This is a genomic window from Rhodococcus artemisiae (assembly GCF_036327795.1).
Classification (GTDB): Bacteria; Actinomycetota; Actinomycetes; order Mycobacteriales; family Mycobacteriaceae; genus Rhodococcus; species Rhodococcus artemisiae.
Window position 1 is genome coordinate 476,307 of record NZ_JAUTXY010000001.1, and the last position, 25,481, is coordinate 501,787.

The window sequence follows — 25,481 nt, forward strand, 5'->3', positions numbered from 1 at the left end:
AGGTGTACCCAGAGGAACGTCAGCAGGCGATCGCGGACTTGATAGGCCGCCAGGGCCGCGTGTCCGTCACCGATCTCGCCGAGCGATATGACGTCACATCGGAGACCGTGCGCCGCGACCTCGCGCTCCTCGAACGACTCGGACACGTCCGGCGCGTACACGGTGGGGCGGTTCCCGCGGCGGCGCTCACAGTGTCCGAGCCCGGACTTGCCGAACGGGACAACACCCGTGCGGGCCACAAAGACCGGATCGCAGCGGCAGCGGCACGCTTCCGCCCAGGCTCGGGAGGAAGCGTGATCCTCGATGCCGGCACCACCACCAGCAGAGTCGCCGCCGCCCTACCGGGCGATACCGAGATCACGGTCGCAACCAACTCGGTGCCGATTGCCGCGCGTCTGGCAGGGATCGGGTCGGTGCGGCTGCACTTGATCGGTGGTCGGGTACGCGGCACCACCCAGGCCGCCGTAGGGCCGGAAGCCCTTCGCTTTCTGGAGATCCTCAACGTGGATGTGGCGTTCATCGGAACGAATGCCCTCACGATCGAACACGGGCTGTCCACGCCCGACTCGGACGAGGCCGCTGTCAAACGCGCGATGGTTCGCTGCGCCGACCGGGTGGTCGTCGTTGCGGATTCGTCGAAGATCGGCCGACGCCACCTCTTGAGCTTCGCACCACTCGATGCCGTCGACGTCCTGGTGACCGACACAGACCTCGACGACGCAGATCGAGACCGCCTGACCGACCACGGAATCGAGGTGGTGACGGCATGATCGTCACACTGACCGCCAATCCCAGCCTGGACCGCACTGTCGATCTGGACGGACCGCTCCGACGCGGGACCGTGCACCGTGCCACCGGCGCGACAGTCGATCCCGGCGGCAAAGGAATCAATGTCGCACGTGTCCTGCATCGAGCGGGCCACGACGTTCTCGCAGTGCTGCCCGGCAACCCCGGCGACCCGCTGCTCGCGGCCTTGGACGAGCGCGGAATTCCATACCGCGCGGTGCCGACATCCGCGGATGCCCGTACGAATATCACCATCGCCGAATCCGACGGAACTACGACGAAACTCAACGAGCCCGGCGCCCCGTGCCCGGCCGCCACCCGAACGGAACTGGTCGAGGCGATGGTCGAGAATGCTCGGGCCGCCGATTGGGTCGTGCTGTCCGGCTCACTTCCACCCGGCGTTTCGGACGAGTTCTATGCAGATCTCGTACGCGCACTGCGACCCACCGGATGCCGCGTCGCAGTCGACACCTCGGAAGCTCCGTTGCTCGCCCTTGCAGTCGGATTCCCCGAGACCGCTCCCGATCTCATCAAGCCGAATTCCGACGAGCTCGCCCAACTGACCGGCTGCGACGCGAAGTCGCTCGAGGACGACGCTTCGCGCGGCGACGTCGGATCCGTCGCGAAGGCCGGGCGCGTGCTCGTGGCACGGGGTGTGGGAGCCGTGCTCGCCACCCTCGGCTCTGCTGGCGCCGTGCTGGTCACGTCCGAGGGGGTCTGGCGTGCCACACCCCCTCCGGTTGTCGCCCGCAGCACCGTCGGGGCCGGTGATTCCTCGCTCGCCGGCTACCTCGTCGCCGAGCGGGCGGGCGCCGCGCCGGCCGACCGACTCCGCCACGCTGTCGCGTACGGCAGCGCCGCAGTCGCTCTGCCCGGGACGCGTATTCCAGGCCCCGACTCCATCGACACCTCCGCCGTTGCCACCGAACCCGTACCAGACGACCCCGACCGCACGAATCGCCCACTCTCCCGTAAGGACATGTGATGTCAGACAGCGCTTCCGGCCCTGCCCGTAGCCCGGCGATCATCGATTCCCGGCTCATCGCACTCGACGCCGACCTCGGTTCCGACAAGGAGTCGGTGATCACGGCACTGGCCGACCGGCTCACAGCTGCGGGTCGCGCGACCGATCGCGACGCACTCGCCGGCGCCGTACTCGATCGCGAGACCAAATCGGCGACCGGACTGCCCGGCGGAATCGCGATCCCCCACTGTCGGCACGAGACGATCACCACCCCGTCGCTCGGATTCGCCAGACTCTCGCCGAAGGTCGACTTCGGCGCTCCCGACGGTCCTGCCGACCTGGTGTTCCTCATCGCCGCCCCCGAAGGCGCCGGCGCCGATCACATGCGTCTTCTCACCGCTCTGGCTCGCGCACTCGTCCGGCCCGATTTCGTGTCAGCGTTACGCGCCGCGCCCGGCCCCGACGACGTGATCGCGTTGGTCGAAGACGTCCTGCCTGCGGCTCCCACTGCTCCGCCGACCGAGGACACCACAGGGTCGATCGACGGAAGTCAGGAACCACCCGAGTCCGAACCGTCCGAGCGGTCCGAGCGGTCCGTGGTCGCGGTCACCGCGTGCCCCACAGGAATCGCGCACACCTATATGGCGGCCGATGCGCTCACGGCGGCAGCCGAGCGCGCCGGAGTCGCGCTGCACGTCGAGACGCAAGGTTCGAGCGGAAGTACACCGATTCCGGCATCCGTCATCGCTGCCGCGGACGCCGTCATCTTCGCGACCGATGTCGGAGTCAAGGGAAAAGAGCGGTTCGCGGGCAAGCCGGTGATCGCGTCCGGCGTCAAGCGCGCGATCAACGAGCCGGATGTGATGGTCGCCGAAGCCCTGCGTGCGGGCGCTGATCCGAACGCACCCCGGGTCGAGGCGGGTGCGACGGACACCACCGGCGACACCGATTCCGCCGACATCGGCTGGGGCACCCGGCTGAGGCAGATCCTGCTCACCGGTGTCAGCTATATGATCCCGTTCGTCGCAGCCGGTGGTCTGCTCATCGCCCTCGGGTTCCTGTTCGGTGGCTACGACATCTCCGACTCCGCGTCCACCATCGTCGTGGACAATTCGCTGACGAATCTGCCGGACGGCGGAATCGCGATCTACCTCGGCGCCGTGCTGTACCAGATCGGCTCGCTCGCGTTCTCCTTCCTCGTACCCGCGCTTGCCGGGTACATCGCCTACGCGATCGCCGATCGCCCCGGTCTCGCGCCCGGCTTCACCGCCGGTGCCGTCGCGGTATTCGTCGGGGCCGGGTTCATCGGCGGTCTGGTCGGCGGACTCATCGCCGGTTTCGCAGCCTTGTGGGTCGGTCGGATTCCACTGCCGACGTGGGCACGTGGGCTGATGCCCGTGGTGATCATTCCCCTGCTCGCGAGCCTGATCGTCGGCGGACTCATGTTCCTCGTCCTGGGCAGGCCGCTCGCCGCGATCACCACCGGCCTCACCGACTGGCTCAACGGACTGTCCGGCGGCTCTGCCGTAGCGCTCGGCGTCATCCTCGGTCTCATGATGTGTTTCGACCTCGGAGGACCGGTCAACAAGGCGGCGTATGCGTTCGCCGTGGCAGGCCTCGACGTCTCCAACCATGCGTCGCTGCAGATCATGGCCGCCGTGATGGCGGCCGGTATGGTGCCTCCACTCGCGATGGCGCTCTCCTCACTGATTCGGCCGCGACTCTACAGCGCAGCCGAACGTGAGAACGGCAAAGCCGCATGGCTTCTCGGCGCCTCCTTCATCTCGGAAGGCGCCATCCCCTTCGCAGCAGCGGATCCGTTCCGGGTGATTCCGTCGATGATGCTCGGCGGCGCTGTCACCGGCGGCATCATCATGGCAACCGATGTGACGCTGAGCGCACCTCACGGTGGCATCTTCGTGGTCTTCGCGATGGATCGCGTGCTGTGGTTCTTCGTCGCACTCGTGGTGGGCACGGTCGTCGCCGCGCTCAGCGTCACCCTCGCGAAGGAGTTCACACGTTCCGAATCCCGCAGTCCCGCAGCACCTGAAGCCGGATCTCAGCCGGCCGCCGTCTGATTCCCCCACCCTACAAAAGGAGCTCCCATGCCCGCCAATACCGTCAAGGTCGGCTCGTCCATCGGCCTGCACGCACGTCCCGCCGGAATCATCGCCGAAGCCGTCGTTGCCGCAGGAGTTCCGGTGACGCTGTCGGTCGACGGAGGCGATCCCGTCGATGCGGGATCCGCCTTGATGATCATGACACTCGGAGCCTCACAAGGTGTCGCGGTCACGGTCCAGTGCGACGACGAGTCCGTCCTCGCGCACGTCAGCGAACTCGTCGCCGCTGACCTCGACGCCTGACGCTCGGACGGTCAGGTACGCCGGGCGCGCAGACGCCACACGAGCGCGGCAGCTGCGATCAGGATCACCGAGCCGACCGCCGCGGCGGCTCCGATCCGCCCGGCATCGCCCGATCCGGGGTCGGACTCGGCCTCCGTCCCCGGATCGCCGGTGAAGTAGTCGGCCACCCCACGAAACACCTGGATCGGAGGCCGCTCACCGGTGACGGCGCCGCCCTGGAGGATCGCCTCGGATCCCGTCAACAGGTCGCCCGCGTCGGTGAACGCCATCGCCTCACCCTGAGGTTCGTCGGGAACGGGGATCCGAAAGACCGGACCCGCAGCGATCGCGGCCGCGAGATCCGAGTCCGGCGCGTGGAAGACGTAGACGTCGGTGTAGGTACGAACAGCCGCGACTGTGCCGTCCGTACTCACTGCGCCGCCGGTGATCAACGTCGACGACGCCCCTGGGAGCGGGCCCCCGGGGGTATCGGTGGGACCGAGGGAAAGAGAACCGATCTTCTCGAGCGGCACCGGCCCCGGCGTCTCGAGCCGGTCGACCGTCCGACCGCGCACCGGCCGATACACGCCGCTCGCACCGAACAACGCCTTGGTCACGATCACCGGTTCCCCGCTCACGGAGACCAGCAGGGCCTCCGCGTCGCGTGGACCGTCCGGGTAGGTCAGTCGGTGAAGGTCGCCGGTGCCGCTGGCAGGGTCGAGTGAGATCAGTGCCACCGTCTGTCGCACGGAGGTATTGTCTCCGATGTCCGCGAGCCACAATCTACCGTCTGGGCCGGCCGCGAGGTCTTCGATGTCGTAGGGGTCCACCGGGACCGGAAACCGTTGCACCACTGCGCAGTCCGCGTCGAGTTCGACCACCGACTCGTCTGCGCCCGCGTCAGGTGTAGCGAACAGCCGCCCGCCGATCACGGCGAGTCCGGACAGTTCGACCAAGGCAGGATCGTCCGGCGTACACAGCACCTCCGCCGGAAAGTCCGCGACCGGGACTTCTGCGACGTCCGCCGCAGCCGGCGCCGCACCCGGCAGTGCGCAGACGAGCGCAACGACGGTCGTGACACCGGCGTCGCGCAGCGACCCCATCAGGCGGCGTACTCGTCCAATGCGGAGGCGAGCGCCCGCGGAACTTTGGCGTGCACACGGGTGCCGTCGGCCTCGTGCGCGGAATGGAGGATCTGGCCGTCGGAGTGGATTCGGGACAGCAGGTCGCCGCGGGTGTACGGCACGAGGACCTTCACCTCCACGTCCGGGTCCTCGAGCAGACGCCCGAGCCGTTCGCGCAGTTCTTCGATGCCCTCGCCGGTGTACGCAGACACGAACACCGAGTCGGTCAGGAGACCGCGCAGCTGGGTCAGGGTGACCGGGTCGGCCGCATCGACCTTGTTGACGACGATCAACTCGGGCGGCGGTGGGCCGTCGGATTCGCGAAGAACATCGGTGATGACCTCGCGGACCGCCTTGATCTGCTCGGTCGGAAGCGGATCCGATCCGTCGACCACGTGCAGCAGAAGATCGGCGTCGGCGACCTCTTCGAGCGTCGACCGGAATGCCTCCACGAGCTGAGTCGGCAGGTGACGCACGAATCCGACCGTGTCGGTCAGGACGAATTCCCGGCCGTCGGGTAGTGCCGCGCGTCGTGTCGTCGGGTCCAGGGTGGCGAACAGTGCGTTCTCCACCAGGACACCCGAGCCGGTGAGCCGGTTCAGCAGACTCGACTTGCCGGCGTTGGTGTAGCCGACGATCGCAACAGACGGGATCCCGTTGCGCAGCCGGCGAGTCCGCTTCGTGTCGCGGGCCGCCTTCATTCCCTTGATCTCGCGGCGCAGCTTCGCCATCCGCTCCCGGATTCGGCGACGGTCGGTTTCGATCTTGGTTTCACCGGGACCGCGAAGACCCACGCCGCCGTTGCTTCCGGCCCGACCGCCTGCCTGACGCGACATCGATTCGCCCCAGCCACGCAACCGCGGCAACATGTACTCCATCTGCGCGAGAGAGACCTGGGCCTTACCTTCACGTGAGGTCGCGTGTTGGGCGAAGATGTCGAGGATGAGCGCCGTCCGGTCGATGACCTTGACCTTGACGACCTTCTCCAGCGCGGTGAGCTGAGCGGGAGTGAGTTCGCCGTCGCAGATCACGGTGTCGGCGCCGGTAGCGAGCACTATCTCGCGTAGCTCCTCGGCCTTGCCCGAACCGATGTAGGTGGCGGCGTCCGGCTTGTCGCGGCGCTGCACCATCCCCTCGAGCACCTCGGAGCCCGCGGTTTCGGCGAGTGCAGCGAGCTCGGCAAGGCTCGCATCGGCCTGGGCGGCGGTGCCACCGGTCCACACACCGACCAGCACGACCCGTTCGAGACGGAGCTGGCGATATTCGACCTCGGTGATGTCTTCGAGTTCGGTGGACAGACCCGCGACGCGCCGGAGGGCGCTGCGGTCTTCGAGCTGCATCTCGCCCACCGAGGGATCGTCGTGGGCCCAGCCTTCGGGACCGTCGTACCCGGTGCGATCGGTGTCGTCTGTCGTGTTGCGAGTGCGCGATGTGTTCGTCATACAGGTCCCATAGTCCCACGAAGCCCGATTCGGTGCATTCGAGTTTTTCGGACGTCCCGGGATCGTACGGTGCTCACGCGAGCGCCGACCACCATTCGTCGCTGATCGCGCCGTGCGCGACGAGCACCGACGGCCCCCGCAACCAGGCGTGTTCGTCCTCGATCCGCACCTCCACGGCACCGCCAGGGATCCGCACTCGGACGACACCGGCGTCGGCACCGTCGTGCCGCAGGGCTGCTGCGGCGGCCGCCACCGTGCCGGTGCCGCACGAGCGTGTCTCGCCGACGCCCCGCTCGTGCACACGCATGTCGACGGCTCCCGACTCGATCGGGGTCAGGAATTCGATGTTGACGCCCTGCGGGAAGAATCCGGGGTCGTACCCGGGCGCGGTGAGATCGAGTGCGACGAGGCTCGCGCCGGTCAGGTTCGGATCGACACAGGCCAGGTGCGGGTTGCCGACGTCGATACCGATTCCGGGATAGACGCGGCCGTCGATTGTGGCGGACGACTCGCCGAGTTGTGCGACCCGCCCCATCTCCACGGTGACCTCGCCCGCAACCGGTCCGGTCGAGTGGACCTGCACGGGTTTTCCGCCCGCCCTCGACCCGACGACGAAGTTCTCCCGGCTCTCGAGTCCCTCGGCTGTGAGGTAGTGCGCGAACACCCGTACCCCGTTGCCGCACATCTCGGCGATCGACCCGTCGGCGTTGCGGTAGTCCATGAACCAGTCGTCGGCGTTCGTACCGTCCGGGAGCGCATCGAGCAGACCGGAGTCGACCAGTGCTCCGGTACGCGCGACACGCAGCACACCGTCGGCTCCGAGTCCGCGACGTCGATCACACAGCGCTGCGATTCGGTCGGATGTGAGGGTCAGCCGGGCATCGGGATCGGGAAGGATCACGAAATCGTTCTCGGTGCCGTGGCCTTTGCTGAACTCCATGCCGTCAACCTTAGCGAGAGTCCCGCTGCTCGCCGCCTCAGGACTCTACGACCCGCAGCGCTTCGGCAGCGAGATTCGGATCGGCGCCGTCGAGCCAATGTATCCGGTGGTCGCGGCGGAACCACGAACGTTGCCGTCGGACGTACCGTCGGGTACCGATGAATGTCCGTTCGCGAGCGTAGTCGAGGTCGCACTCGCCCTCCAGATACTCGAGGACCTGTGCGTATCCGATCGCGCGGCGCGCCGTCACGCCGTCACGTAGTCCGCGGTCGATCAGTGCACGCACCTCGTCGACGAGTCCGAGTTCGAACATGAGATCGGTGCGCTTCTCGATACGCTCGTCCAGATCTGTCGTGTCGCGGTCGACGCCCAGGATCAGCGTGCCCCACCGTGGATCGCCGACGGTCGGTTGCGACGCCGCGAAGGGAAGACCGGTCAGTTCGACGACTTCCAGCGCACGGACCATGCGGCGTCCGTCCGTGGGCAGGATCGTGGCGGCCGCGGCGGGGTCGGCACGCCGCAGTGCCTCGTGCACCGCCGCCACTCCCCCGTCGGCGAGAACGGATTCCCACTTCGCACGGACCTCGGGGTCGGTCGCGGGGAACTGCCACTCGTCGAGCAGGGACTGCACGTACATCATCGACCCGCCGACGACGACCGGAACCCGGCCGGACGCGAGGATGCGCTCGACGTCGGCGGTGGCGGCCTCCTGGTAACGCGCGACCGTCGCGGTCTCGGTGACGTCGAGGACGTCCAGCTGGTGGTGTGGAATCCTGCGTCGCTCGCCTACCGGCAGTTTGGCGGTGCCGATGTCCATGCCGCGGTACTGCTGCATCGCGTCGATATTGACGATCTCGCCGCCGAGGGCTTCGGCGAGATCCAGACCGAGATCCGACTTGCCTGTGGCGGTCGGACCTACGACAGCAATCGGGCGGTGATGTCCCGGAGTGCTCACGGGCGCCAGATACCCACGTGGTACCCCACACCGTACGGTGCGGCGCTGTACTCGATCGTCGCCTCGGACGGGGGCTGGGTGAATGCCCCTGCGAGGACCTGCCACGCGGCACGCCCCGCGAGTGCGATCTCCTCGCACAGCCCGGCGTCGAACGCGGCGAGTCCGTGTGGATCCCCGGCGGCGAGAGCTGCGCGCAGGCTCTCCTCGACCGCGGCAGACCTCTCGTCGAGTGCGCCGGGCGCCTTCGCTGTCAGTGTTGCGGCGCCGTCGGCGACGATGAGCAACCCTCGTCGCGTCGTATCGGCGTCGAGGTGTGTTCGCAGTGTCTTGCCCAGCTGCGCGCAGTCGGCCGGGTCCGTGTCTCGGGCGAGGACGTGCACCTCGGCGCGCGCACCGGGCGCTGCACGCTCGCGGAGCCATCCGGCGACCAGTGCGGCCAGCGGCATGTCTGCATCCGGTGTTCCAGGGGTCGTGACTGCTGCCGGGCCGAGCGAAACCCGGACGTCGGCACCGAATCCACGGAAGGTGCCCACGGCGTGGGACGGGACATCCGCGGCCTCCGCTCCGGTGCCCACCACGATCCATTCGTCGACGTCGCCGATCCGGCGCGCCCCGTCGAGCGCAGCGTGTCGGAGGTCGTCGGTCTCGGAAGCAGCGAGCCCGATCAATTCGGGCACGAGAAGAGGTGGGGAAGGTACGAACACCGCAGCGATCAACACATCGGCCACGGTAGTCGACCGGACCCGGAGCCCCGCAGGCGCGCGACCTGTTTCAATAGGGGGCGGACGTGATCACGGATGCCCGTGACCGGACCTGCGGTAAGCGATGCGATCAGGCAGCCGTGCCGCGCGGCAGAGATGAGGTAGCGATGACCGACCCGAACGCACAGGACCCGACGCCAGAGCAGGTGTCCGGCACACCGCCGCGTCCTGGTCCCCCGAAGCCGGGAGCCCCACGCCCGGGTGCGCCGAGGCCCGCCCCGACCGAGCGTACGACCGAGTCGGAGCATGCACCCAAGCCTCATCCGGTCCCGGGACAGACACATCCGCACGCCCCTGCAGTACCGGCGAGCGATCCGAGCAAGTTCGGGCGGGTCGACGAGGACGGCACCGCGTGGGTCCTGACTGCCGACGGTGAGCGGTGCATCGGTTCGTGGCAGGCGGGCAACTCCGCCGAAGGGCTGGAGCATTTCGGTCGGCGTTACGACGATCTCGCCACCGAGGTCGCACTGTTGGAGACGCGTCTGACGTCCGGCTCGGGCGATGCCAAGAAGACCCGTGCGGCGGCCGAGGCGATCCTCGAGTCGTTGCCGACCGCGGCAGTGATCGGCGACCTGGATGCGCTTGCGACACGGCTCACCGGTGTGATCGAGGAGTCCGAGAAGGCGGCGGTCGCCCAGAAGCAAGAGAAAGAACAGCACCGCGCGGAGGCCACCGCCCGCAAGGAGGCGCTCGCGGCGGAGGCCGAGGAGATCGGCGCCGACTCGACACACTGGAAGGCCGCGGGCGACCGCCTGCGGGAGATCCTCGACGAGTGGAAGTCGATCCGCGGTGTCGACCGCAAGACCGACGACGTGCTGTGGCGCCGGTATTCGAAGGCGCGAGAGGCCTTCAACCGTCGTCGCGGCGCCCACTTCGCCGAACTCGATCGTGAACGTGCCTCCGCGAAGACCAAGAAAGAAGAGCTGGTCGCGCGCGCCGAAGCACTGCAGGACTCCACCGACTGGGGAGCGACCGCCGCAGCATTCCGCGACCTGCTGGCCGAGTGGAAGGCGTCGGGGCGCGCCCCGCGCGAAGCCGACGACCAGCTGTGGAAGCGTTTCAAGGGCGCGCAGGACGTCTTCTTCGCCGCGCGCAACGCCGCGTCAGCCGAGCGCGACGCCGAGTTCGAGGACAATGCCCGCGCCAAGGAGGCTCTGCTCGAGTCGGCGTCGACCATCGACCCGGCGGCCGATCTGGAGGCGGCACGTACCCGGCTGCGCGAGTTGCAGGAGCGGTGGGAGGCGATCGGCAAGGTTCCCCGCGACCGGATGCACGATCTCGAGGCCCGCCTCCGCGCAATCGAGAAGCGGGTCCGTGAAGCATCCGACAGCGAGTGGCGGCGGACCGATCCCGAAGCCCTGGCCCGCGCTGCCCAGTTCCGCGAACGAGTCCAGCAGTTCGAGGAACAAGCGGAAAAGGCCCAGGCGAAGGGCCGCACCAAGGACGCCGATGCCGCGCTCGCTCAGGCTGCGCAGTGGCGGGAGTGGGCGGAAGCCGCGGAAAGCGCCGTCGGAGAACGCTGACCGCCACGCGGAGTAAGAACGAGCCCCGTTCGTGCCGGCCAGGAAGCCGGCACGAACGGGGCTCGTCTCATGTCTGTGAGCGGCCTATTTCAGATGGCCACCGAACATTCCCCGACGGTCGTCTTCCTCGGCGACACGCCGCAATTCGGCCTCGGCTGCAAGCTGCGCCGACGTACGGGACCAGGCCACGCGGACCCAGTGGAAGGTCAGGACCATCACGGCAAGCCAGCCGAGGAACAGCCCGATTCCGGGTCCGGACGCGGCGGAGTCGACAGGGAGCGTCTGACGTGACCACACCGTGAGCAACCCGAAGATGATCGACACAGCGGAGCCGGCGGCTGCGGCCCATGCCAGGAACCACTTTCGGGTCACGAGCGCGAGAATCGAGGCGACCGCGCCGAAGCCGAGCGCGAGCCAGGTGAAGATGCGGGACGGAAGCGCGATCGATTCTGCCGTCGCGTCGGAGGCGAACGAGAGCACCTCCCACCCATTGGCGGCACCGGCGTGCGGGAGGGTGAACGAACCGAGCAGCACGAGCACCGCGACGGCGACGAACATCGCACGGGCTCCGGGGTCGATCTCACCTGCGATCCTGCGTTCTGCTGCCTCGAGGTCGGCGCGGGCCTCCCTGAGTCCGTGGTCGCTCAGCCGGTCGGTGTCACCATCCGTGCCCCTGTGGGTGTTCGGACTGTTCTCGCCCGTGGTCATGCGTTGCATCCCATCTGTGTCGGTAGGGGGTCAGGGGCACCGATGCTCGGCAGGCCGAGTCCCACACCGATCGGTTTCGTCTTGGGCAGGCGCCCCTGTTCGAAGTGATCGCCCGCGCGGGTGCGGCGGTGGGTGAGGATCGGGTTGTCGGCGACGAGATGATGCGGCGCAGCATCGCTGACGACGATCGTGACGATGTCGCCGGGCCGAACCGCGGTGTCGATGTTGCCTTCGGGCCGGAAGTGCACGAGACGCCCGTCGCGCGCGCGTCCGCTCATACGGGCGGTTGCCGCGTTCTTTCGGCCTTCACCCGCCGCGACGAGAAGTTCGACCTCGGTACCGACGAGCATGCGGTTCTCTTCGAGGGTGATGCGCTCCTGCAGCGCGATCAGGCGCTCGTACCGCTCCTGGACGACGGCCTTCGGGAGCTGCTCGTCCATCTCGGCCGCGGGTGTGCCGGGGCGCTTGGAGTACTGGAACGTGAAGGCGCTGGTGAATCGTGCCTTCTCGACGACCTCGAGGGTGTCCTGGAAGTCGTCTTCGGTCTCGCCGGGAAATCCGACGATGATGTCGGTGGTGATGGCCGCGTGCGGCATGGCTGCACGGACCCGCTCGATGATGCCGAGGAACTTCTCCTTGCGATACGAGCGGCGCATCGCGCGCAGGATCCGGTCGCTGCCCGACTGCAGCGGCATGTGGAGCTGCGGGCAGACGTTGGGCGTCGATGCCATCGCTTCGATGACGTCGTCGGTGAACTCCGCGGGATGCGGCGAGGTGAAACGCACGCGTTCGAGACCGTCGATGTCGCCGCACGCGCGGAGCAGTGACGCGAACGCACCGCGGTCGCGGGGCTGTTCCGGATCGGCGAAGGAACGCCCGTACGAGTTGACGTTCTGCCCGAGCAGTGTCACTTCGAGTACACCCTCGTCGACGAGTGCCTGAACCTCTGCGAGGATGTCACCGGGTCGGCGGTCGACCTCTTTGCCGCGCAGGGCCGGCACGATGCAGAAGGTGCACGTGTTGTTGCATCCGACCGAGATCGACACCCAGCCCGCGTAGGGTGACTCGCGCTTCGCCGGAAGCGTCGAAGGGAATGCTTCGAGCGACTCGAGGATCTCGACCTCGGCCTTCCGGTTGTGGCGTGCACGGTCGAGGAGCGCCGGGAGGTTGCCGATGTTGTGGGTGCCGAACACGACATCGACCCACGGAGCCTTCTTGACGACGGTGGCGCGATCCTTCTGCGCGAGACAACCCCCGACCGCGATCTGCATGTTCGGGTTCTCGTCCTTGACCGGCCGGAGATGGCTCAGGTTGCCGTACAGCTTGTTGTCGGCGTTCTCGCGAACAGCGCACGTGTTGAAGACGACCAGGTCGGGCGACGCGCCGGGCTCGGCGCGGGCGAATCCGGCGTCTTCCAACAGGCCGGACAAACGCTCCGAATCGTGCACGTTCATCTGGCAGCCGTAGGTGCGGACCTCGTAGGTCCGGGCACCTGTGTTCGGGGCAACATCGTCGATCAATGACACGTCTCAGGGTAGCTCACGAGAATAACCGACCGTCCCAGCGGTGACCGTGTGCGCCGCGCCGCGCCGACGGCCGGGACGGCGACGTTCCGGTCACGTCACTCTGTCGCTGTAAAAGTTGAATGTCGATGGGACGAAATGTGGAGGTTCCGGACAGTGACCGCATAGGGTCTTGATCATGACACCAGCGGACGCGGGTTCGACGAAGCCCTCGGAGGACTCGGGCGGTACAGGCGCAGTGGCCGGTACCGGGAAATCGGCCGGCGCGCCCCCGATGATCACGATGACGAACGTGAACAAGCACTTCGGTGCTCTGCATGTCCTCCAGGACATCGACATCGAGGTTCCGAGTGGCCAGGTGGTCATCGTGGTCGGCCCGTCGGGATCCGGAAAGTCCACACTGTGCCGGACCATCAACCGGCTCGAGCCGATCGACTCCGGCGAGATCCAGGTCGACGGCAAGACCCTTCCGGCCGAAGGAAAGGCCCTGGCAGCGCTGCGTGCCGATGTCGGCATGGTGTTCCAGTCGTTCAACCTCTTCGCACACAAGACGATCCTCGAGAACGTGATGCTGGGCCCACTCAAGGTCCGCAAGCAGAAGAAGGACGCGGCACAGAAGAGCGCTCTGCAGCTACTCGAACGCGTGGGCATCGCGAACCAGGCCGACAAGTACCCGGCACAGCTGTCCGGCGGTCAGCAGCAACGTGTCGCGATCGCCCGAGCACTGGCCATGAATCCCAAGGTGATGCTGTTCGACGAGCCCACCTCGGCACTCGACCCCGAGATGGTCCAGGAGGTTCTCGACGTGATGACCTCACTCGCCAAGGAGGGGATGACAATGGTCGTCGTCACCCACGAGATGGGCTTCGCCCGCAAGGCCGGGGACCGCGTGTTGTTCATGGCCGACGGCCGCATCGTCGAGGACACCGACCCCACCACGTTCTTCACCGCTCCGACATCCGATCGGGCCAAGGATTTCCTGGGCAAGATTCTCAGTCACTGAGCGGGCAAGATCCTCAGCCATCAGCTCCACTCCACGACAGCCCGATCGAACACCACAACCGGAGGTCCTCGATGAAAATGTCTCGCTCGATCCGCCTGGGCATCGGCGCGATCGCCGTCGCTCTCGCCGCCACAGCGTGCGGTGGCGACGAATCCCGCAGTGTCACGTCCTCTGCCGAGAACGGAAACCTCGTGGTGGGCATCAAATTCGACCAGCCCGGACTCGGCCTCCGCAACCCTGACGGCACGTTCAGCGGATTTGATGTCGAGGTCGCCAAGTATGTGGCCGGCCAGCTCGGAGTATCCGAGGAGAACATCGAGTTCAAGGAGTCGCCGTCGGCTCAGCGCGAAACGCTGATCCAGAACGGCGAGGTCGACTACATCGTCGCAACCTACTCGATCACCGACGCCCGCAAGGAGAAGGTCGATTTCGCAGGTCCGTATTTCATCGCGGGCCAGTCACTGCTGGTGCGCGCCGACGAAGCCGAGATCACCGGTCCGGAATCACTCAACGGCGGCAAGCGCCTGTGCTCGGTGACGGGTTCGACCCCGGCACAGAACGTCAAGGACACCTACGCACAGGATGTGCAGTTGCAGGAGTTCGACACCTACTCGGCATGCGTCGAAGCCCTGCGCAACGGTGCAGTCGATGCGGTGACCACCGACGACATCATCCTCGCCGGTTACGCAGCGCAGAGCCCCGGTGACTTCAAGGTGGTCGGTGAGCCGTTCACCGAGGAGCTGTACGGCATCGGCCTGGCCCAGGGCGACGAGGCGTCGCGCACTGCCATCAACGATGCGATCGAGGACATGATCGACAGTGGAGCCTGGGCGGAGGCCTTCGAGGCAACCGTCGGTGCATCCGGATACCCGCTGCCGGATCCGCCGACCGTCGATCGGTACTGATCCGACCGCGCGTCCCGAGGTTCGACCGGCCGGTTCGTGAGGAGTTCACGGACCGGCCGGTTCCACCCTCACAGTCCCGTCCCGTCGATCCCGGAGTTGACCTGTGGATCTGTTCAGCAAGTACGGCAGTCAGCTGCTCGAAGCATTCTGGACGACAATCCAGCTGACGGTGTTGTCCGCGATCGGTTCGCTGATCCTCGGTACGATCCTCGCCGCCATGCGGGTGTCACCGATCCCCGTCGCCCGGGCAGTCGGAACCGCATATGTGACGATCTTCCGAAACACACCACTGACCCTGATCATCATCTTCTGCCTGTTCGGGCTGTCGCAGACCCTCCAGATCCATCTCGCACCGCAGTCGTCGCCGACATTCTTGGTGGACAACAACTTCCGTCTCGCGGTTCTCGGCTTGACCGTCTACACCGCCGCCTTCGTATGCGAGTCGCTGCGCTCCGGTATCAACACCGTCCACCTCGGGCAGTCCGAGGCGGGCCGCTCCCTGGGCCTGACGTTCGGCCAGAATCTCCGGTTCATCGTGCTGCCGCAGGCATTCCGCGCGGTCATCGCACCGCTCGGGTCCGTGCTCATCGCCCTCACCAAGAACTCGACCATCGCGTCGGTGATCGGTGTGGCCGAGGCGTCGCTGCTGATGAAGACGATGATCGAGAACGAGGCGGCGATCTTCGTCATCGGCGGCATCTTTGCCTTGGGCTTCGTCATCCTGACCCTCCCGACCGGCCTGCTGTTCGGCTGGCTCAGCAAGCGATTCGAGGTGGCCCGATGAGTTCGGAAGGCACTGTTCTCTACGACGCGCCCGGGCCGAAGGCGCGCGCGCTCTACCGCGTACTGTCCGTCGTCGTAGCCGTCGTTCTCCTGGTCATCGCATACGTCGTGTACCGCGCGCTGGACTCCCAGGGCCAGCTCACTGCAGCGAAATGGGAGCCGTTCCTCGAGTCGTCGAGCTGGACGACATATTTGATCCCCGGTATCCGAGGCACACTCGTCGCTGCCGCACTGTCGATCGTGCTCGCCTTGATTCTGGGCGCGATACTGGGTATCGGCCGTATGTCCGAGCATCGCCCCGTTCGGATGGTGTCCGGGTTCATCGTCGAACTGTTCCGCGCGATCCCCGTCCTCATCCTGATGATCTTCGCGTACCAGGTGTTCGCCGAGTACCGCCTGTTCAAGTCCGACTATCTTGCTCTCGCCGCAGTCGTGACCGGTCTGACTCTCTACAACGGGTCCGTGATCGCCGAGATCGTGCGCGCAGGTATCAACTCACTGCCGAAGGGCCAGACCGAAGCAGCGTCTGCCATCGGTCTGCGCAAAGGCCAGACCATGCGGCTGATCCTCCTGCCACAGGCGGTGACAGTGATGCTGCCGGCGATCGTGTCGCAGATGGTCATCGCGCTCAAGGACTCCGCACTCGGCTATCTCATCGGCTACGTCGAAGTGGTGCGGTCGGGACAGCAGCTCGGCGCCTACTTCCAGAACTACCTACCGTCGCTGCTCGTGGTGGCTGCGATCATGATCATCCTCAACAGTGCCCTGACCCGTTTCGCAACGTGGCTCGAGAAGCGGTTGCGGTCGAGCCGGCGCCGGGGTGCCGCGACCGGAGGTGCGCCCGATGCGCCGGTGCCTGTCACGGCGGTGCCCGGGATGGACATCACCGGTCCCCCTCGGTGAGGTGACGAGCAGAAAGTTCAGTCGAGTGGCTCGTTCGCGTCAGCTTCGAAAGCCCCGAGCTCGTCGCGGACCACCTCGAAGGCCATCCCCTGCGCGTAGCCGCGACGGGCGAGCATCCCGACGAGTCGTCGTACCAGCTTGTCGCGTTCGGCCGCGATCTCGCGACGATCGCCCTCCGTGGGCAACGGCGCCTGGGTGCGGAGTTTCTTCCTGACCAGCTCTACTGCTCGGTCTCGTTCGGATGCACTGTCGATCGTGTCGAGAGCATCGGCCGCATCCTGCTCGTCGATGCCCTTACGGCGCAACTCCAGTGCTATCGCACGCTTACCCTTCCCCGAGTACAGGTGCCGCGAGCGCACCCACTGCTGAGCGAAGTCGGCGTCGTCGATCAACCCGACCTCGGTGAGGCGATCGAGAGTGTGCTCGGCCACGTCGGCCGTGAAGCCCTTCTGCTCGAGTTTGGTGGCGAGTTCGGCGCGACTCCGGGCCCGATCGGTAAGAAGCCTCAGGCACACGTCCTTGGCCTGCGCTTCGGTACCGCCTCCGGGTTGGAGCCGGACACGACGCCTACGACCACCGGATGCGGTGGCCGTGTCCCGTCCGGATGGTCCGACATCTTCAGGATCGTCCATGGTGAGAACCCTAGACGCGGCCACCGACGGAATCCGCGGGCATACCGAGCCAGGCAGTGATGTCTGCGCACACGAGGCCGGCGAGGTCGGCGTAACCCAGCGCACCCGGGTGCGCACCATCCCTCTGCGCCGCTTCCCGCATCCACGACGTCACACCGGCGAGATGAGAGAAGGTGTGGATGTAGGGCACAGCGCGCCCCTGGCACAGCAGGCCGAACCGCTCGTCGAGGACTGCGGTACTCACATTCTGCCGCTCGTCTGCGATCGGTGGCGGCCCGACCACGAGTGTCGCCCATCCGTGGAACGCCGCCCGGTCGAGGATCGCGGCGAGATTGGATTCGGACTCGTCAGGCTCGACGCGACATGAGCCGTCCTGCAATGTCGTGTCGTTGACGCCGAACGACACGACAACCCGGTTGTCGCACTCGTCGGAAAACCGCGCGAGCGCTTCACGGTGCCAACGCTCACTCACATCGCAGGACGTGTCACGCCTGACACCGAGGTTGTAGACAGTCAGGTCGATGGGCAACTCGCCGAGTACATACTCGGCGACTCCGCCCACCCAACCGCGATGCGTCGGGTCCCCGACACCCGCGACGAAGGAATCACCGAAGACACATAACCGTATGGGGCGCACCGTCATCCCACAGATGCTGCCAGACGATCGGTGGAGCGCTCAGGGAACGAACACCTCGAGGGGCGCTGGGACGACGTGGTGCAGACTCGTGGTGGCGACGGAGAACAGGACTCGCCCCGGCCCCGTGGGGATATCCACGTATCCGCCGTCCTGACGACTCGGCGCGAGCCCCCTCGAATGGTTCACCATGTACTCCGGAACCGAACCCGAAGCGCCGGTATCGAGGTTGTTCCAGTTCACCAACGCGGTCACGGCGCACGTCGGCTTTCCTCCACTCGCCGTCCCGAGGTAGGGCGCGAATGTCATCGACACCAGCGCGGCGCCGGGATGATCGTGAGGAGATCGGATACTCGTAGTGATCTGGCCGGCGCACAGCGGATCGTTGCCTTCACCGAGGGTGTGCGTGTGGCCGGGAACGATCATGTAGTCGATGTGATCAGCGGCTGCGGTCCCGGTGGCACCGAAAATCGTTGCGGCGCTCAATCCTGCCAGGACGGCGATCCTTCCTGAATGTCGTGTGTCCACAAGACCGAAGACTACTTTTCGAGATCAACGTCCGCAGCGCTTGTCCGAACTGTCGTGCCCGCCCGGCTACGCCCCGTGTCGGATCTGGGGGAGGCACGGACCAATGGCCCGTACCTCCCCCAGGATTGACGTCGGCGACTAGAAGTCGGCCTCTTCTTCTGCCGCCTCGGGGTCGGTCAGAACTGCACCGATACCGAGCTTCTCTTTGATCTTCTTCTCGACCTCATCGCGGATGTCGGTGTTCTCGAGCAGGAACTTGCGGGCGTTCTCCTTACCCTGACCGAGCTGATCACCTTCGTACGTGTACCAGGAACCGGACTTTCGGATGAAGCCCTGATCGACACCCATGTCGATCAGCGAACCCTCCTTGCTGATGCCCTGCCCGTAGAGAATGTCGAACTCCGCCTGCTTGAACGGCGGCGACACCTTGTTCTTGACGACCTTGACGCGGGTGCGGTTACCGACCGCGTCTCCGCCGTCCTTGAGCGTCTCGATGCGCCGGACGTCCAGCCGGACGGAGGCATAGAACTTCAAAGCCTTACCACCCGTGGTCGTTTCAGGAGAATTGTGCACCATGACGCCGTCGACGAAATAGTTGTGGTTGCCCTCGACCTCGATATCGAACCGGTGCATCGAGCGGGTTTCGGGCTTGACGTGGACATCGAGCACCCGCGCGGGCACCAGACGCTGCGTGGACTCGACGAACTGCGGTGTCACCGTACCGAGACCACGGAAGCGGGGCAGCAACTTGTATTCCATGGACGGAGCCATGTGCGGAGCCACAATCTCCTGGAACTTGGTGCTCGACTCGGTGGTGAACGTCAAGAATGCCGCGCCAGCGGCACCTGCGCTGCGGAGCTTCACGTCGAGATCATGAGTGTCGCGCAGGTAATCGCGCAACCGCACACGCGAGCCTTCGCTGAATGCCTCGACGCAGATCTCGATTCTCCCGCTGCCACCCACAGTTCGCCGCTGGAGCCCTTTCGAGCGCACGGAGAACGAGCCGTCATCCATGTACCAGACCGCGAGAGACAGCGGGGTGAGCGCCTTCAGGTACTCCTCGGACAGGAACTTCTTGCCGTCACCGAGATACACCGCGCGCTGCAGTTCGGCGAGTTCGGGCAGCGGAGTGAAATCGACGAACTTGGCGCCCTTGTCGTTGATGTGCGTCGAATGGTCGATGTTGCCGAGGAGCTCGGTCTTCCAGTCGAGGTATTCGTGCTGCTGCGCGCCGTGGCCCAACCGGAAACGAACACCGTTGCGGTCTCGACGGTTCGGCGACAGGTTGCCGTCGCCCATCAACGAGCCGAGAACAACCTCGAACTGCTGATCACTCAGACGGTGCGGCTCCATGGCGAGAACGCGGTCGCCCGCGATGATCTCGCCGGCGTGCGTCCAGCCGCCGGGGGTCCGGATGAGATGGTTCGGTGTGGCCGCGAACTGGGAACGACCGTTGCCGCCGGACTTCTCGACGGTGAACTGCAGGAAGTGGTCGGCCGGGCCGTTGTCGAACCAATTGACGATGCGACGAGGCACGATCTTGTCGGTGTCGGGGTCGTAGGACATGACCTCGACGTCCATCTTCTGATTGACGATCTTGCCGATCTTCTCGGTCGTGCCGTCGGCCAACTGCACCCTCGTGGAGTAGTTGAAGCAGCCGAACATCACGCCGATTTTTTCACGCAGCTGGTTGATGAAGATCGCGGTGGTGCCGGAGTTACTGAGCGCACCCGTCATCTTGCGCAGCGCCTGGCTCATCAGGCGGGCCTGCAGGCCGACATGGCTGTCGCCCATCTCGCCTTCGATCTCGGCGCGCGGCACGAGGGCTGCGACCGAGTCGATGACGAGGATGTCGAGCGCGCCGGAGCGGATCAACATGTCGGCGATCTCGAGCGCCTGCTCGCCGGTGTCGGGCTGCGACACGAGCAGGGCGTCGGTGTCGACTCCGAGCTTGCGCGCATACTCCGGGTCGAGGGCGTGCTCCGCGTCGATGAATGCGGCGATACCGCCGGCAGCCTGAGCGTTGGCCACCGCGTGGAGCGCCACCGTGGTCTTACCCGAAGATTCCGGGCCGTAGATCTCGACAACTCGGCCGCGCGGCAGGCCACCGATACCGAGGGCCACGTCGAGCGCGATCGACCCGGTGGGGATCACGGCGATGGGAGCACGCGCCTCCTCCCCCAGACGCATCACCGAGCCCTTGCCGAAGTTCTTGTCGATCTGCGCCAGGGCGAGCTCGAGCGCCTTCTCGCGATCGTGTGCCTGTGCTGCCATCTTGGTCCCCTTCATCGTGTCTCGTCCTGCTTGTCGACGACGCTATATCCGGGCACCGACACATTTCGCTGCCACGACTGCGGAGCCGCCTGATCTGTGGATGAATGCGGCGCCTGTGGACAGACGCGCTTCACCGCCGAGCACCCCCAGCATAGGGGAACGTCTGTTCGAATACATGCAAATGTGTTCGATCAACGACGTACAGCGGGCACGTCGAACTCCTCACACAGCGCCCGCCACACTTCACGAGGCTCCCGACCTGCTTCGATCGCCTGGGCCGCGGTGCGCCCGCCCAACTCGAGCAGTATGTGGTCACGTAACAGGGCATCGCCGTGCATCTGCCCGAATTCGTCTCGGACCATCTCGTGGAACTCTGTCAATCGCACGCCACCACCGTAACGGCCCGAGCGAGCGGCATGCAGCGACGTTCGCAGCCGGCAGCGATGTCAGTGACCCGCACCCAGGCACACCGCGACCGGATCCTGCACGTCCGCCGCCGTGACGGCGGCGCAACGAGCCGCCTCGGTGAACCTCGGTTCTGCCAGGACAGCAGTGACCGCATCCCGGACCGCGGCGGCGTCGAGAGGCCGGACGACCACCGCGCTCCCCTGCCGCGCAGCCCGGTTCGCGAGTTCCCACTGATCGCCTCCGCCCGGCACGATCACGGCCGGCACCCCTGCGCTCAAGGCCTTGGCGAGCATCCCGTGCCCGCCACCGCAGACCACGACATCGACATCACGAAGAAGGACATCCTGGCGACCCTGCCCTGCGACCGCCCATTCCGGGAGCACATTCGCGGGCGGGTCGAGCATCGTGGCAGCGACACGCATCCCCAGCCCTCCCAGCCCTTCGCACACCGCGTCGAGCATCCCGGCGACTCCGGTGGTCGCCGTCGATGGCGCGACCATCACAAGAGGGCCGTCACCCGGAGGCGGTTCGAGAACGGCGCCGGTCGGCTCCCAATGCAACGGGCCGACGACGTGGGCGTTCGACGGCCAATCCGGCCGCGGCACCTCGAGGGCGGGCACGGTCGCGACGAGTCTCGCGTTCGGCCCCGGATCCTGCGCCGGTAGACCGATTCCGACGCGCGCAGCGGAACGCTGGCGTTTTCCCTGCCTCAACGACCGCGCCGTGAGTCCGCGCAACACCGCATCGCGTGCCCGCCCGCGGAGTCCCGTCCCGGGCTCGAGTCCGCTACCGATGGGGGGCAGGCCGCGCGACGGCAAGTACAGCGGATGCGGAGACAACTCGACCCACGGGATTCCGAGCCGCTCGGCAGCCATTCCGCCTCCCGCGGTGATGACGTCGGAGACGACAAGGTCCGGCAGAAGCGCGCTGAGACCGGGCAACAGAAGCGTCGCGATGTGCGCGGCCCGCGCATGAATCTTCGCACCCGCATCGCCGTCGTCGTCGTCGACTCTCGGCGTCAGGCCGTCGAGCGGCGCCACCGTGACCCCGGGCACATCGATGTCCAACCAGCGTTCGCCGGTGAAGAGCACCGCTTCGTGACCGGCATCGACGAACCGCTTGCTCAGCGCAATGGCCGGAAACGCGTGTCCCGCATCGGGCCCGGCCACCACTGCCACTCGCATCGGCCCAGACTGCCACACGATCGTGCTCACCCGAGCACGCGGTCACCGACGCCGGCCCCCAGGGTCCAGCCGGAGAAGTCTAGCCGGAGAAAGTGTAGAGATCGAAGCCCACGGCGCGAGCCGCCGGAAACCCGGGTAGCGGCCCCGTCGCCATCTCGACCTGCGCTCGGGCCTGCTCCGCGACGTCGGCGCCGGAGAGCGCCTCGAGATACCGGCGATGCGCGGCGAGCGACTCCACCGCCACGTCGACGGTGTCGGTGACATCGACCGCGTGCGACGCGCCCGGGAGGTTGACCGCTGCCCACCGCACTCCCGACCACGGAGCCAGTCCCTGTTCCTCGGTGAGTTCCGGGAAGATCCATTCGTTGGCCGCATCGGACACGGCGTCGAGCGCACTCAGACCCAACGCGCGATGATCGGCACTGTTCAGCGCTCCGGGAAACCACGTGAGCCCGAAATTCGCGGTTACCACCATCTCGGGCCGATGCCGTCGGATCGCCGCCGCCACGTCACGCCGCAGATCCGGTCCGGCGACGAGTCGCCCGTCCGGGTGGCCGAGGAACTCGACGGTCTCGACGCCGACGATCGCCGCCGATGCCCGCTCCTCTTCCTCCCGGAGCGGACCGCACTCCGCGGGCGGCAGGCCCGCTATCCCCGCCTCGCCGCTTGTAGCGAGGACATATCGGATGTCCTTGCCTTGCCGAGTCCACCGGGCGACCGCCGCGGCCGCTCCGTACTCGATGTCGTCGGGATGCGCGACGACGACGATTCCCCGCGTCCAGTCCTCCGGCACGTGTTCCATACGTCCACTATGCGGTCCGGATCAGATCCTCGTGATGTCGTCGCGCCGATTTCCTCCGGAGATGGCCTTGTACAGCATGTAACCGCCGAACGCGATCGCACCCAACACCAGGATTCCGAAGAGGTGGTCGAACACTGCGCCGATCACGGCAAGCGCGATCCACACGAGAACCACTACACCGACAATTTTCCAGAACATCGTCTTCTCCCGCCTCGTGCCTGAGCACGTTCCGTGTCGTACTCACACGATCCTGGCACGACAACGTCGAGAAAACACCAGCTCAGAGCATAGATCAGGGAAAGATCAGGGGATACCCGCAGAACCCTGGTGCACCTCTCGGGGTCGGCGTTCGCCCAGGGCGGTGGTGCGGATCCGTCCGCATCCGCCTACGCTCGACGGGTTTGGTCCTCTATTCGGAAGTCGACTGTCGGAAGCTGAGTGAACGTGTCCCCGAGCCGCCCTACCCCCGCCCGCGACCTGGCACAGATCGCGGTGTTCGCCGCCCTCATCATCGCGCTCGGCCTGCCGGGCCAGATCACGATCGGGTCCTCGGGTGTCCCCATCACCCTGCAGACTCTCGGCGTGATGCTCGCCGGCGCGCTGCTCGGTGCCCGTAAGGGCATGCTGTCGGTCTCTACCGTGATCCTGCTGGGTCTTGCGCTGCCGGTACTCGCGGGGGGACGGACCACACTCACCTCGCTTGCCGGGCCGACGGCAGGCTTCCTGATCGGCTGGATTCCGGCAGTCGCGGTCATCGGGTGGCTCAGCGCCCGCATGCTCCCCCGTTATCGCGTGCTGCCGGGCATTGCGGTCAATGTGCTCGGTGGCATCGTGGTGCTGTACGTGTTCGGAATCGCCGGGATGGTGCTACGAACCGATCTGACCGTGTGGGCTGCGGCCGCAGCCAACGTCACGTTCCTCCCGGGCGACCTGTTCAAGGCCGTCGTAGCCGCCGCGGTGGCCGCCCAGGTCCATCGGGCCTACCCGGCCCTGCTCATGTCCCCGATCAGACCTTCGCCCACGGCCGACCCCGCACACTGATCGCTGCACGACCCGATGAGCGAGATTCGTTTCCAGCAGGTCCGTCACGCCTACGGTGAGCGCGCCGTCCTCGACGACGTGAACCTCATCCTCACCGAGCAGCGCATCGGCATCGTCGGCGCGAACGGCAGCGGGAAGTCGACGCTCGCACGGATGATCAACGGGTTGGTCGTCCCCACCTCGGGTTCGGTGACCGTCGACGGACTGGACACCGACCGCAAGGGGCGCGAGGTCCGCAAACGCGTGGGATTCGTCTTCACCGATCCGGAACATCAGATCGTGATGCCGACAGTCGCAGAGGACGTCGCGTTCTCCTTGCGGCGTAGCCCGCTCGGTAAGACCGAGCGGGCCGAGCGGGTCCGGCAGGTGCTCGACGACTTCGGTCTCGCTGCGCATCACGATCACCCGAGTCATCTCCTGTCGGGTGGCCAGAAACAATTGCTCGCGCTCGCGGCGATCATGGTCACCGACCCGCAGGTCCTGGTCGCTGACGAACCGACCACCCTGCTGGACCTGCGCAACACCAAGCTGATCGCGCGGACGTTCGCGAGCCTCGAACAACAATTGGTCGTCGTGACCCACCATCTCGATCTGCTCGGCGACTTCGATCGGGTCCTCGTCGTCGATTCCGGCCGGATCGTGGCCGACGACGCACCGGGCCCGGCGATCGCCTGCTACCGGGACCTCATCGGGTGAGCATCGTCGGCCTGCACCATCCTGGGAATTCGCCGCTGCATCGAATGCCGGCGGGGATGAAGCTCATCGTCGTCGCGCTCGTGATCGTGGCCATGACGCTGTGGATCCGGCAACCGTGGCAGGTCCTTCCCTGCGCTGTCGTCGTCGCGGGTACCTACGCTCTCGCCCGGATCCCGGTGCGCCTCGCCGTGACGCAGTTGCGGCCGCTGCTGTGGATGCTCGCGATCATCGCGGTGTTCCAGGTGATCGTGGCGGGATGGGAACGTGCCGTGGTGATCTGCGGATCACTGTTTCTGGCGATCGCCTTCGCCCTGCTGATCACGCTGACCACCCGCATGACGGACATGCTCGACGCGATTGTCGCGGGGGTGCGACCGCTTCGCCGGGTGGGAGTGGACCCCGATCGGGTGGGCCTCGTCCTCGTGATGACGATCCGCTGCATTCCCCTCCTCGCCTCGATGGTCGCCCGGGTCACCGAGGCGCGCAAGGCACGGGGGCTGGGTTTCTCGTTGCGGGCACTGGTGGTGCCCGTCGTGGTGGGCGCACTCATGACCGCAGAGGCCATGGGTGAGGCACTCGCCGCACGCGGCATCGACGACTGACAGAGGCGCGCACCCGAT

General features: G+C 66.6%; 27 protein-coding genes. 12 read left to right on the forward strand and 15 right to left on the reverse strand.

Annotated elements, in window-relative coordinates; genetic code table 11:
- Positions 1 to 2 precede the first annotated feature (2 nt).
- From Q7514_RS02350 to Q7514_RS02365, 4 genes are read left to right on the forward strand one after another with little or no spacing between them, the layout of a single operon-like run.
- Complete coding sequence (locus tag Q7514_RS02350; protein ID WP_330131643.1) at positions 3 to 770, forward strand: DeoR/GlpR family DNA-binding transcription regulator; 768 nt, start codon at positions 3 to 5, stop codon at positions 768 to 770.
- On the forward strand, positions 767 to 1,771 hold the full coding sequence (gene pfkB / locus Q7514_RS02355) for a 1-phosphofructokinase (RefSeq protein WP_330131644.1): 1,005 nt from the start codon (positions 767 to 769) through the stop codon (positions 1,769 to 1,771). The genes Q7514_RS02350 and pfkB overlap by 4 nt, the downstream gene beginning before the upstream one ends.
- Positions 1,771 to 3,828, forward strand: coding sequence for a PTS fructose transporter subunit IIABC (locus Q7514_RS02360; RefSeq protein ID WP_330131645.1), 2,058 nt, complete (start codon positions 1,771 to 1,773; stop codon positions 3,826 to 3,828). Before pfkB ends, Q7514_RS02360 begins: the two co-directional genes overlap by 1 nt.
- A 27-nt stretch (positions 3,829 to 3,855) precedes the next feature.
- Positions 3,856 to 4,113: an HPr family phosphocarrier protein gene (locus Q7514_RS02365; RefSeq protein ID WP_330131646.1), complete on the forward strand. Its 258-nt coding sequence runs from the start codon at positions 3,856 to 3,858 to the stop codon at positions 4,111 to 4,113.
- Between the two features lie 11 nt (positions 4,114 to 4,124).
- Here the strand turns inward: Q7514_RS02365 and Q7514_RS02370 are convergent, their stop codons facing one another.
- From Q7514_RS02370 to Q7514_RS02390, 5 genes are all read right to left on the reverse strand, one after another.
- On the reverse strand, positions 4,125 to 5,195 hold the full coding sequence (locus Q7514_RS02370; protein WP_330131647.1) for a hypothetical protein: 1,071 nt from the start codon (positions 5,193 to 5,195) through the stop codon (positions 4,125 to 4,127).
- Positions 5,195 to 6,658, reverse strand: coding sequence for a GTPase HflX (gene hflX / locus Q7514_RS02375; RefSeq protein ID WP_330131648.1), 1,464 nt, complete (start codon positions 6,656 to 6,658; stop codon positions 5,195 to 5,197). The genes Q7514_RS02370 and hflX overlap by 1 nt, the downstream gene beginning before the upstream one ends.
- Before the next feature lie 73 nt (positions 6,659 to 6,731).
- Entirely contained in the window at positions 6,732 to 7,598 is an 867-nt protein-coding gene (gene dapF, locus Q7514_RS02380) for a diaminopimelate epimerase (RefSeq protein WP_330131649.1), read from the reverse strand.
- A 37-nt stretch (positions 7,599 to 7,635) separates the two neighbouring features.
- The gene (miaA, locus tag Q7514_RS02385; protein ID WP_330131650.1) at positions 7,636 to 8,553 is read right to left on the reverse strand and encodes a tRNA (adenosine(37)-N6)-dimethylallyltransferase MiaA; all 918 of its coding nucleotides are present in this window, start codon (positions 8,551 to 8,553) and stop codon (positions 7,636 to 7,638) included.
- Positions 8,550 to 9,272 (reverse strand): class III extradiol ring-cleavage dioxygenase family protein, encoded by a 723-nt coding sequence (locus Q7514_RS02390; protein ID WP_330131651.1) that lies wholly within the window; start codon positions 9,270 to 9,272, stop codon positions 8,550 to 8,552. Before Q7514_RS02390 ends, miaA begins: the two co-directional genes overlap by 4 nt.
- 149 nt (positions 9,273 to 9,421) lie before the next feature.
- On the opposite strand from Q7514_RS02390, the gene Q7514_RS02395 reads away from it, so the two are divergent.
- Positions 9,422 to 10,837: a DUF349 domain-containing protein gene (locus Q7514_RS02395; RefSeq protein ID WP_330131652.1), complete on the forward strand. Its 1,416-nt coding sequence runs from the start codon at positions 9,422 to 9,424 to the stop codon at positions 10,835 to 10,837.
- An 84-nt stretch (positions 10,838 to 10,921) separates the two neighbouring features.
- Here the strand turns inward: Q7514_RS02395 and Q7514_RS02400 are convergent, their stop codons facing one another.
- On the reverse strand, positions 10,922 to 11,554 hold the full coding sequence (locus tag Q7514_RS02400; RefSeq protein WP_330131653.1) for an Rv2732c family membrane protein: 633 nt from the start codon (positions 11,552 to 11,554) through the stop codon (positions 10,922 to 10,924).
- The gene (miaB, locus tag Q7514_RS02405; RefSeq protein WP_330131654.1) at positions 11,542 to 13,071 is read right to left on the reverse strand and encodes a tRNA (N6-isopentenyl adenosine(37)-C2)-methylthiotransferase MiaB; all 1,530 of its coding nucleotides are present in this window, start codon (positions 13,069 to 13,071) and stop codon (positions 11,542 to 11,544) included. The genes Q7514_RS02400 and miaB overlap by 13 nt, the downstream gene beginning before the upstream one ends.
- 271 nt (positions 13,072 to 13,342) lie before the next feature.
- Here miaB and Q7514_RS02410 point away from each other — a divergent pair, with 271 nt between their 5' ends.
- The 4 genes from Q7514_RS02410 to Q7514_RS02425 all read left to right on the forward strand — a co-directional run bounded on the left by Q7514_RS02410 (position 13,343) and on the right by Q7514_RS02425 (position 16,662).
- On the forward strand, positions 13,343 to 14,071 hold the full coding sequence (locus tag Q7514_RS02410) for an amino acid ABC transporter ATP-binding protein (RefSeq protein ID WP_330131992.1): 729 nt from the start codon (positions 13,343 to 13,345) through the stop codon (positions 14,069 to 14,071).
- A gap of 71 nt (positions 14,072 to 14,142) precedes the next feature.
- Positions 14,143 to 14,976 carry a glutamate ABC transporter substrate-binding protein gene (locus tag Q7514_RS02415; RefSeq protein ID WP_330131655.1) on the forward strand — a complete coding sequence of 278 codons (834 nt, stop codon included), beginning with the start codon at positions 14,143 to 14,145 and terminating at the stop codon, positions 14,974 to 14,976.
- A gap of 103 nt (positions 14,977 to 15,079) precedes the next feature.
- Positions 15,080 to 15,760 (forward strand): amino acid ABC transporter permease, encoded by a 681-nt coding sequence (locus Q7514_RS02420; RefSeq protein WP_054714961.1) that lies wholly within the window; start codon positions 15,080 to 15,082, stop codon positions 15,758 to 15,760.
- Positions 15,757 to 16,662 carry an amino acid ABC transporter permease gene (locus Q7514_RS02425; RefSeq protein WP_330131656.1) on the forward strand — a complete coding sequence of 302 codons (906 nt, stop codon included), beginning with the start codon at positions 15,757 to 15,759 and terminating at the stop codon, positions 16,660 to 16,662. Before Q7514_RS02420 ends, Q7514_RS02425 begins: the two co-directional genes overlap by 4 nt.
- Before the next feature lie 17 nt (positions 16,663 to 16,679).
- On the opposite strand, the gene recX is transcribed toward Q7514_RS02425, so the two are convergent.
- The 8 genes from recX to Q7514_RS02465 form a co-directional block, all read right to left on the reverse strand.
- The gene (gene recX, locus Q7514_RS02430; RefSeq protein ID WP_330131657.1) at positions 16,680 to 17,294 is read right to left on the reverse strand and encodes a recombination regulator RecX; all 615 of its coding nucleotides are present in this window, start codon (positions 17,292 to 17,294) and stop codon (positions 16,680 to 16,682) included.
- A 10-nt stretch (positions 17,295 to 17,304) separates the two neighbouring features.
- Positions 17,305 to 17,937 carry a GDSL-type esterase/lipase family protein gene (locus tag Q7514_RS02435; RefSeq protein WP_330131658.1) on the reverse strand — a complete coding sequence of 211 codons (633 nt, stop codon included), beginning with the start codon at positions 17,935 to 17,937 and terminating at the stop codon, positions 17,305 to 17,307.
- Between the two features lie 33 nt (positions 17,938 to 17,970).
- On the reverse strand, positions 17,971 to 18,456 hold the full coding sequence (locus Q7514_RS02440) for a hypothetical protein (protein ID WP_330131659.1): 486 nt from the start codon (positions 18,454 to 18,456) through the stop codon (positions 17,971 to 17,973).
- 138 nt (positions 18,457 to 18,594) lie between these two features.
- Entirely contained in the window at positions 18,595 to 20,730 is a 2,136-nt protein-coding gene (gene recA / locus Q7514_RS02445; RefSeq protein WP_330131993.1) for an intein-containing recombinase RecA, read from the reverse strand.
- Between the two features lie 191 nt (positions 20,731 to 20,921).
- Entirely contained in the window at positions 20,922 to 21,116 is a 195-nt protein-coding gene (locus Q7514_RS02450) for a DUF3046 domain-containing protein (protein WP_330131660.1), read from the reverse strand.
- 60 nt (positions 21,117 to 21,176) lie between these two features.
- Positions 21,177 to 22,322 (reverse strand): glycosyltransferase, encoded by a 1,146-nt coding sequence (locus Q7514_RS02455; RefSeq protein ID WP_330131662.1) that lies wholly within the window; start codon positions 22,320 to 22,322, stop codon positions 21,177 to 21,179.
- Positions 22,323 to 22,401: 79 nt separating this feature from the next.
- A complete protein-coding gene (locus Q7514_RS02460) occupies positions 22,402 to 23,124 on the reverse strand; it encodes a PIG-L deacetylase family protein (protein ID WP_330131663.1) in 723 nt (240 codons plus the stop codon).
- Positions 23,125 to 23,145: 21 nt separating this feature from the next.
- The gene (locus Q7514_RS02465) at positions 23,146 to 23,322 is read right to left on the reverse strand and encodes a hypothetical protein (RefSeq protein WP_330131664.1); all 177 of its coding nucleotides are present in this window, start codon (positions 23,320 to 23,322) and stop codon (positions 23,146 to 23,148) included.
- Between the two features lie 246 nt (positions 23,323 to 23,568).
- On the opposite strand from Q7514_RS02465, the gene Q7514_RS02470 reads away from it, so the two are divergent.
- The 3 genes from Q7514_RS02470 to Q7514_RS02480 are packed head-to-tail and all read left to right on the forward strand — an operon-like array spanning position 23,569 to position 25,463.
- Positions 23,569 to 24,165, forward strand: coding sequence for a biotin transporter BioY (locus tag Q7514_RS02470; protein WP_330131994.1), 597 nt, complete (start codon positions 23,569 to 23,571; stop codon positions 24,163 to 24,165).
- A 15-nt stretch (positions 24,166 to 24,180) separates the two neighbouring features.
- The gene (locus Q7514_RS02475; RefSeq protein ID WP_330131665.1) at positions 24,181 to 24,861 is read left to right on the forward strand and encodes an energy-coupling factor ABC transporter ATP-binding protein; all 681 of its coding nucleotides are present in this window, start codon (positions 24,181 to 24,183) and stop codon (positions 24,859 to 24,861) included.
- Positions 24,858 to 25,463 (forward strand): energy-coupling factor transporter transmembrane component T family protein, encoded by a 606-nt coding sequence (locus Q7514_RS02480; protein ID WP_330131666.1) that lies wholly within the window; start codon positions 24,858 to 24,860, stop codon positions 25,461 to 25,463. The genes Q7514_RS02475 and Q7514_RS02480 overlap by 4 nt, the downstream gene beginning before the upstream one ends.
- Positions 25,464 to 25,481 lie beyond the last annotated feature (18 nt).